This window comes from Frankia nepalensis (assembly GCF_016786325.1).
Classification (GTDB): domain Bacteria; phylum Actinomycetota; class Actinomycetes; order Frankiales; family Frankiaceae; genus Pseudofrankia; species Pseudofrankia nepalensis.
Window position 1 is genome coordinate 1 of record NZ_JADWYU010000072.1, and the last position, 8178, is coordinate 8178.

General features: G+C 70.7%; 8 protein-coding genes and 3 pseudogenes. 10 read left to right on the forward strand and 1 reads right to left on the reverse strand.

Annotated elements, in window-relative coordinates; genetic code table 11:
• The 9 genes and pseudogenes from I6A81_RS03085 to I6A81_RS03125 form a co-directional block, all read left to right on the forward strand.
• Positions 1–123: pseudogene (locus tag I6A81_RS03085) on the forward strand (heat-shock protein HtpX); the annotation flags it as partial.
• Between the two features lie 180 nt (positions 124–303).
• Positions 304–1773, forward strand: coding sequence for an FAD-dependent oxidoreductase (locus I6A81_RS03090; RefSeq protein WP_203007498.1), 1470 nt, complete (start codon positions 304–306; stop codon positions 1771–1773).
• A gap of 577 nt (positions 1774–2350) precedes the next feature.
• Complete coding sequence (locus tag I6A81_RS03095; RefSeq protein WP_203007497.1) at positions 2351–2512, forward strand: hypothetical protein; 162 nt, start codon at positions 2351–2353, stop codon at positions 2510–2512.
• Positions 2513–2635: 123 nt separating this feature from the next.
• Positions 2636–2866: a hypothetical protein gene (locus I6A81_RS03100; RefSeq protein WP_203007496.1), complete on the forward strand. Its 231-nt coding sequence runs from the start codon at positions 2636–2638 to the stop codon at positions 2864–2866.
• On the forward strand, positions 2863–3132 hold the full coding sequence (locus tag I6A81_RS03105; RefSeq protein WP_203007495.1) for a glutaredoxin family protein: 270 nt from the start codon (positions 2863–2865) through the stop codon (positions 3130–3132). The genes I6A81_RS03100 and I6A81_RS03105 overlap by 4 nt, the downstream gene beginning before the upstream one ends.
• A 55-nt stretch (positions 3133–3187) precedes the next feature.
• Positions 3188–3307 (forward strand): annotated as a pseudogene (locus tag I6A81_RS03110) (IS6 family transposase); the annotation flags it as partial.
• Between the two features lie 150 nt (positions 3308–3457).
• Positions 3458–5377, forward strand: a complete 1920-nt coding sequence (locus I6A81_RS03115; RefSeq protein WP_238430985.1) for a penicillin-binding transpeptidase domain-containing protein — start codon at positions 3458–3460, stop codon at positions 5375–5377.
• Between the two features lie 130 nt (positions 5378–5507).
• Positions 5508–5696, forward strand: a pseudogene (locus I6A81_RS03120) (IS630 family transposase); the annotation flags it as partial.
• Positions 5697–5726: 30 nt separating this feature from the next.
• Positions 5727–6026 (forward strand): hypothetical protein, encoded by a 300-nt coding sequence (locus tag I6A81_RS03125; RefSeq protein WP_203007493.1) that lies wholly within the window; start codon positions 5727–5729, stop codon positions 6024–6026.
• Between the two features lie 393 nt (positions 6027–6419).
• Here the strand turns inward: I6A81_RS03125 and I6A81_RS03130 are convergent, their stop codons facing one another.
• Positions 6420–7055, reverse strand: a complete 636-nt coding sequence (locus tag I6A81_RS03130; protein WP_203007492.1) for a hypothetical protein — start codon at positions 7053–7055, stop codon at positions 6420–6422.
• A 272-nt stretch (positions 7056–7327) separates the two neighbouring features.
• On the opposite strand from I6A81_RS03130, the gene I6A81_RS03135 reads away from it, so the two are divergent.
• A partial coding sequence (locus tag I6A81_RS03135; RefSeq protein WP_307874432.1) for a S8 family serine peptidase occupies positions 7328–8178 on the forward strand: 851 nt, incomplete at its 3' end.

Below are 8178 nucleotides of genomic sequence, written 5' to 3' on the forward strand. Positions count from 1 at the left end.
CGCTACGAGGACTGGAAACTCGACGACCCCGCCGGCCAGGGCCTCGACGCCGTCCGCCCCATCCGCGACGCCATCCGTATCCGCGTCGAGAAGCTGCTCGGCGAGCTCCTGCCCGCCGCCTGATTCCCAAACTGCCCGGCTTGACCCAGTTTGGGTGCGCCGTCAGGCGCACGGGCTGCTGACCCACCGGTCCGACGCCGGTCTCCCACCCCTGGCGGCCAGCCGAGGCGCCCCGATCGGGCCCTGACTGGCCGCCACGGGTGGCCGTCTCCTCATACCTCGCCCTGGAAGGGGCTGTTTGTCGTGCACCTCGTCGCGATTGGTGGCAGCGACGCCGGCATCTCCGCCGCCCTGCGCGCCCGCGAACTCGACCGCGGCGCCGACGTCACCGTCGTCGTCGCCGACGCCTACCCGAACTTCTCCATCTGCGGCATCCCCTACTACGTCTCCGGCGAAGTCGGCCACTGGTCCAACCTCGCCCACCGCACCCACGCCGACCTCGAAGCCACCGGCATGACGCTGCGGCTGGACACCCTGGCCACCGCCATCGACGTCGCCGGCCACCGCCTGCACCTGCGCGCCGCCGACGGCGCCGAAACCGTCCTGCCCTACGACAAACTGGTCGTGGGCACGGGGGCGCTGCCCGCCGTCCCCCCGATCGAGGGCCTCGCCGACCCCGGCGACCCGCTCGCCGCCGGCACCCGTGACGGGCTCGGCCCGGCCGACGGGGTGCACCTGCTGCACTCCATGGGCGACACGTTCGCCGTCATGGACACCCTCACCCGGCACAGCCCGGCCAGCGCGGTGGTCGTCGGCGCCGGCTACATCGGCCTGGAGATGGCCGAAGGGCTCACCACCCGCGGGATCAAGGTCACCCAGATCGAGATGGCCGACGAGGTGCTGCCCACCGTCGACTCAGAACTCGGCGCGCTGGTCGCCGCCGAACTGGCCGCCCACGGCGTCGAGGTCCTCACCCGCACCACCGTCCAGGGCATCGAACGGGCCGAACCCGGCGCCGCCGGCCGCCTGCGCGTACACGCCGCCACCACCGCACCCGACGGAACCACCACCACTCTCAGCCAGCTCGCCGACCTCGTTCTCGTCGTCACCGGCGTCCGGCCCGACAGCCGCCTGGCCGCGGCCGCCGGCGCCACCCTCGGCCCGCGCGGCGCGATCGCCGTCAACCAGCGAATGGAAACCGGCCTGCCCGACGTCTACGCCGCCGGCGACTGCGTCATCACCCACCACCGGCTCCTCGGCACCACCTGGCTACCGCTGGGCACCACCGCCCACAAGCAGGGCCGCGTCGCCGGCGAAAACGCCCTCGGCGGCAACCGGACCTTCGCCGGCAGCCTCGGCACCCAGGTCGTCAAGATCTTCGACGCCGTCGCCGCCCGCACCGGCCTCCGCGAACACGAAGCCCTCGCCGCCGGCTTCACCCCCGCCACCTCGCAGGCCAACCCCGACGACCACAAGGCCTACTACCCAGGCGCCCACCCCATCGCCATCCGCGTCACCGGCGACACCTCCAGCGGACGGCTCCTCGGCGCCCAGCTCATCGGGCGGCGCGGCAGCGAGGTCGCGAAAAGGGTCGACACCTACGCCACCGCGATCTTCCACAGCATGACCGTCGACGGCCTCGCCGAACTCGATCTCTCCTACACCCCACCCCTCGGCTCACCCTGGGACGCCGTCCAGATCGCCGCCCAGACCTGGACCCGCGACCACCAACTCCCCGCCCAACGCCACGCCCTCGAGACCGCCCGCGGATAGCCACCGCTGAGATCCTTTCCCCCGGCGTGACGACGGCCGGCGGCTTCTCGTGGGGCCACCGGCCGTCGCGGTGTCTGCCGGCCCGAACGGTGTGCCTGGCCGATTCCGGCGGCTCCGGTCGACGTAGTGTTGGCGGCTCTTCCGGCGCCGCCGGCTTTCCTACCGCGCGGGCCGCCTCACCTGTCGATGTCTGGTTATTCCTAAATGCCGATATGCCCTCAGTGGCGCAGTCGGCACCGCGGATGCCGAGGCGGCCTACGTGGCACTGTCGCATCGAGCGAAGCCGGGCGATCTTGATCGCAAATCTTTCGGTCTCGGGGCCTCGAGGAGGGGCGGAGTAACCCCTGGGAGCGGTCGGTCGGGCGACCGGACGGCTTGATCGCAAGAAGATCTACGGTCAAGATCGGCCAGCTTCGCTCGGTGCAACAGTGCCGACCCAGATGCCTGAACGACCGACTTCCGACGCCCACCCGGCCGCCGTGGCTGGGCCGACGGTCCTCGTCGTCGATGTCGCGCGAGTGGGCAGAGGTGGGTTCATCCGCCCGCAAGGATCTGGGCGCAGCTCCTCCCGAAGATCGTGCCCGAGGGCTACCCGTTCATCGCCACGGTCCCGCTCGTTCACAGACCCGAGCGCAACGACATGGAGTGGCCGCTTACGGTGCATCCCGGCGCGCCGGCCGGCGTCCTCGACGTGCTGTGCAACGTCACCGGTGCGCTCGGCCTGCCGCCGACAACATGAGCCTGGCGACCGCCGTACCCGAGCGACCTGGGCGGAGGGTGGGTCCCGGTGGGAACGGAACGGAAAACCGGTGTTGGTGTCAAAACTTTTGACGGCCGGGATTGGGTCCGCCAAGGTGGGTGGGTGAGCGATGACCCGGCGGTCGGTTTCCTGAGGGCGGATGTGGCGCGGTTCTGCGTCGGCCTGGACGATCTGTTCGACGGCTGCCAGACCGGACTCGACACCGTGACCGCCGTTCGCGACGCGGGATTCACCGTCAACGACCTCCACCGCTTCCGGTTCCCCGATACCGGCCCACCCAGCCCCGCGGCCCCGCACGTGCGCGGCACCGCGACCCGCCGGACAGACCGGTGAACCCCACGAGCCGGGAACAGGCGCCGGTCACCGTCTACACCCGGCCCGGATGCCCCTACTGCTTCGCGCTCCGCCGCGGACTACGCCGCCGACGGCTCGACTTCACCGAGGTCGACATCTGGGCCGACCCGGACGCCGCAGCCATCGTTCGCGGCGTCGCCAACGGCAACGAGACAGTTCCCACCGTCCACGTCGCCGGGCAATGGCTGGTCAACCCCCGCGCCGCGCAGGTCCACCGACTCGCACGCCATGAGAGCGCGGCGTGAACGCGGCGACGATGCCGGCGAGCAGGGCGCCGACGGCGAACCCGCCGTCCAGGTGATCGGTTCCGGGCATGCTTTCGTTCAGAATCTCCGCCGCGGCCACTACGAACTCGGCGTCGACGCCGGATCCCACCGCCGACTCGCGGCAGCGTTCACGGAGCTCGCCTCGGCCATCTGACCAGGCAACCAACGGAGCTCGCTTCGGCCATCTGACCAGGCAACCAGCCGCCCCAGCCATGCCCCGGGCCGGCTCAACGCAACAGCACCTGCCAACGGCCTTCGGCTTCACGGGCCGTCGGCGCCCCGTGTCGGCCATCACATAAGGCCCATGTCCACTTTGACGGCGCCAATCGGCATCCGTAGCGTGCGCGGCATGGACCCGTGGACACCGGATCCGGCTGAGAACCGTTCATGGGCCGACGCGGAGTATGAGCCGGAGAACTCGGCCGACCCGGACGCGGAGTACAGCAGCGCGGACGAGTGGCAGAACCCGCCCTCCGCGGACGCGGGGCGCGGGCGGCAGGACGCGCCCCGCCCGGCCGGGGACGCGCCACGCCCGGCCAGGCGCCACAGGGCTCGGACGTCGTGGAAGTTCGTCACGCTCGTGACGACCGTGGCCGTGGTCCTCTTGGTCGGCCTCATCTCGAGCATCGTGACCGTGGTCGCGCCCGGCAAGAAGGGCCATCCCGTCGTCGGGTTCGTGCCGACGGGGGCCACCCCCGAGGAGAACGGCCAGCAGATCGCCACCGCGTTCCTGCGTGCCTGGGGGGCCGGCAGCATCGAGCTGGCGGCCAGCTACACCGACAGCCCGCAGGCCGCCGAGGCGGCGCTCGCCGCGTACCGCGAGGGCCTCCACCTCAGGACGCTGAGCGGATCGCCCACCGGCGCCACCAGGCTGACCGACCGCGCGCCTACGGACACCGCGCCGCCGGAGACCGCGTCGACGCCACGGGTCAAGATCAGCGTCGCGGTGAACGCCCAGGTCGCGGCCTCGGCAGACACCGAAGCGCTCAGCGGCACCTGGAGCTACCACTCGTCGCTGGTCGCCTACCAGAAGCCGGACTCGCCGGCGTGGTCCATCGCCTGGGCGCCGGACGGCCTGGCGCCGAACCTCACCGCGACCACCCACCTCGCCGCGGTCCCGGTGGCGCCGACAGCGACGTCCGTCGTCGACGCCGGCGGCACCAGCCTCACCTCCTACCAGGACGCGGGCCTGAACACGATCGCGGGAATACTGAAGGCCAGCCCACCCCAGAACCTGGGGAAACCGGGACTCGCCGTCGAGCTCCAGTCCGCCGACGGCACGCCGGTCAAGGGCAGCCAGGCAGTGATCATCCCGCCGGTCGACGCCACCCTGTCCACGACCATCGACGCCCGGGCGGAGCAGGCCGCGCGCAGCGCCGTCGCGGAGCACCCGCAAAGCTCGATGGTCGCCATCAGGCCGTCCACCGGCCAGATCCTGGCCATCGCGAACAACGCCGGCTTCAACAACTTCGCGCTGACCGCCCAGGTGGCGCCGGGCTCGACCGCGAAGATCATCTCGGCTGCGGCGCTGATCAGCCACGGGGTCCTCACCGCGAGCACCCCGGTCGAATGCCCCGCCGTCTACACGGTGCAGGGCATCAGCTACCACAACGACAAGGGCGAGTCCGAGCCGGCGTCGACGCCGTTCTCCTACGACTTCGCCCAGTCCTGCAACAACGCGTTCAGCCAGTGGTGGCAGCAGGAGAGCGACGGCCGCCTCGCCTCGGTCGCCAAGGAGTACTTCGGCCTCAACCAGCCCTGGGACATCGGCCTCGGCGAGGCCGCCACTTACTACAACCAGCCGGCGGGCGCCAGCGGCTCCGAGCTGGCCCAGAACCTGTTCGGCCAGGGCCACATCACCGCGTCCCCGCTCGCAATGGCCTCCGTGGCGGCCACCGTCGCGAACGGGACCTTCAAGCAGCCCATCCTGCTGCCCGGCGCCCCGCAGATCGCCGCGAAGCCCCTGCCCGCCGACGTCGACGCGCAGCTGAAGACCATGATGCGCGCCGTGGTCACCCAGGGCACGGCCGCCGGGCTCGGGTTCGGCCCGACCGTCCACGCCAAGACCGGGACCGCGGACGTCGACAACCAGGGACAGCCCAACAGCTGGTTCGTGGCCTTCGATTCGGCCAAGGACGTCGCCGTCGCCTGCCTCGTCCTCGACGCCGGGTACGGCGACGAGTTCGCCGCCCCGGAGGTCCAGCACTTCCTGTCCCGCTACTGAGCGCCTATCCAGAGGTTCTGCGTGTAACCCGGGTGAGATCACCGGGTGGGAGGTCGTGTTGACACCGGCCCCGCCGGGGATTGGATCGAGGTTGCACCCACTCGTCCGCCACCGGCGAGGTCGTGGTCAGCACGACAACCCGGTCGAACGGATCTGGGCGGCGCTGAACAACCACATCGCCAACACCGCCGTGACCTGGCTCGGCCGACGCAGACAGATCCACACGTTCTTCCGCACCCGCTCACCCGACCAGCTACTGGCCACCGCCGCACCCTGGACCAGCCCCTGGCTACCACCGGGCTACGAGCAGAACCTTTAGAGTGCCCTTCGTTCCGGGGAAGGGGGAAACATGGACGAGAAGAGTTGGCAGCTCAGGCAGGGAGACCGTCTCGTTGGGACGCTGACCCTCGAAGAGATCGACATGTTCTGGTCGGACTGCCACTTCGAGCCCGCCCCCGCATGGGAAGACCTCCGCCCTCTCTTTGCCGCCTCACGCGCTGCATGGGGCCGCGGCGATGAACAGGCCGCCCTCGCAGCTGATGAGGCGATCTTTGCCGCAGGACTCATCCTCGTTCCCAACGGAGGCGGGGACCCGATCACCGAATTTCTGATCCGGATCGACGAAGAGACAGCCCGTTTCCGCCACTGACCGCGTCTCGCGCGCCTGGCTGGCACAACCAGCCGGGCAAGTCGTAGTGCAGAGAAGACCGTTCGGCGAGGTCCACGTCGGCCAACGAGACGCGCGCTGCGTACGATCTCGGCCAGCGCCCGCAGGATCTCTGGCCGCTCGCTCGGTGGCGCGTCATGCAGGCATCGGCAGACGAGCGCGTACGTCGTCGCACAGATCATCATCGAGGCAATCACCACCGGCACCGCGCCGAGGCCGTAACCCAAGGGTGTGCCACCTACCGCCAGGGCCACGGCCGCCCATTGCTTTTCCGCCTTATCTCGGTGGCCCCCGGTGGTGGCAGCCGCGCCGGCGGGCAGCAGCGCTCTCGCGAAGGTGAGCAGGGCCAGGGTGAGCAGGGTCAGAGCGACCGTTCTACGTTTCGTCACAGCGGCCCTCGGTGAAGACGGTCGCGGCGACCTTCCACACCTCGTCGACCAGCCACAGCGTCACGGCCACGCCGTCACGGCGAGGCACACCCACCCCGTCGACCTTGCCATCGTGGTACGGCAGCCAACCACTGCCGTCCTGGCAGTCCCGCAAACTGGCGCTCAGCCCGCCGTCGGCGATGACGGGCACCCCCGGGTCCAGCACGACGGTTCCCTGGACAGTGATGCCCTCCGCCTCATTTTTGATCATCTTCTCGATCAGGGTGATGAGCTGGTTGCTGGTGGCCACGTCGCGCAGGGCGGGGGAGTCGACGTCGTTGGTCGCCAAGACCTGCTCGACGGTGCGCCAGTACAAGCGGTAGCGCTCGACGATGTCGCGCTGCTCCGCCGTCATCGGCGGCGCGGACGGCTCGGTGGACGTCGGCGCGGTGGCGGCTGTGCTGGCCGGCGCCGGGGGAGTCGAGCCCAGCGAGTCGGTCGGCTCGTCGCTCCCGGCGCAGCCGGCGAGCGCGAGCGCCACGGCGAGGGCCACCGCGACAAGGCCTGCCTGGCCGGTGGGCCGGAGGTGTGTGGTGCGGCTGCTGCCTGGCCTGATGTCGATCGCCTTGTCCGCGGACCGCACGGCACCTGCCCTTCGCTTCTCGACGCTCGGTAGGCGTTCTGGAATGTTCCGTAGGCGTTCTGGTGCACACAGTAGGACCACCGCATCGTGGTGTGAATGGGGCGGAGCGGAACAAGCAAGACTTCCGCGGAGCAGCCCTAGGGAGTCACACGGCGGCAACGCGTGCCGGAAAAATACCAATCGATGCCAAATCATCTAGATAGCGTTTTATAGGCCCACTAGGGTGCCTCGAGCAGGATCCGCCGGATCCAGCGCATTTCCACAGCCCAAAGGTGAGTGAGTACATGGGCCGCGCGCTCCGCAGCACCGCCCCGCCCCATCCCCGACGGCCCAGCGCCCCGCGCAGGCGAGCAGGGCTGGTGGGGCTCGCGGCCACGCTGCTCGCGGTCCCGGCGGCGGTAGCCCTGCCCGGCACGGCCGGCGCGGGCGCCCGCGCGACCTATGTCGTGGTCTATTCGGGCTCGGCGGAGGCCGGCCGCGCCGCCCTGGCCACGCTCGGCGCCACGGTCGAGGCGGAGAACACCGAGATCGGAGTCGCCACCGTCACCTCAACGGACGCGGAGTTCATCGCGAAGGCCGCGAAGCAGCCCGCGCTGGTCGGAGCGGCGGCCGACGAGCCCATCGGCTACGCCCCCGAGCCCGGCGCCGCCGGCGCATCGGGCGTGGGCGGCGTCTCGGCGATCGCCAAGGAGAAGGCCGACTCCCGCGCGGGCGGCGCCATCGCCCCGGAACGCGGCCGCCCGGGATCGGGTGACGAGCCGCTGGCCAGTCTCCAGTGGGACATGCGGATGATCGGCGCGACGCCCACCGGGTCCTACCGGCAGCAGCCCGGCAGCAAGAAGGTGCTCGTCGGCGTCATCGACACCGGCATCGACGGTTCCCACCCGGACATCGCGCCGAACTTCAGCAAGGGGCTGTCCCGCAACTTCGTCACCGACATCCCGGTCGACCCGGTCTCCGGCGAGGAGATGGACGGTCCGTGTGAGTACGACTCCTGCGTCGACCCGGTCGACCACGACGACGAAGGCCACGGCACCCACGTGGCGTCCACGATCGCCTCGCCGATCAACGGCCTCGGCCTCGCGGGCGTGGCGCCCGGCGTGACGCTGGTGAACATCCGCGC

What these genes read in the sequence shown, in the direction of transcription:
- I6A81_RS03115 (WP_238430985.1), top strand. Translation starts at nt 3,458, where the DNA reads ATGTCCACTTTGACGGCGCCAATCGGCATCCGTAGCGTGCGCGGCATG.
- I6A81_RS03125 (WP_203007493.1), top strand. Translation starts at nt 5,727, where the DNA reads ATGGACGAGAAGAGTTGGCAGCTCAGGCAGGGAGACCGTCTCGTTGGG.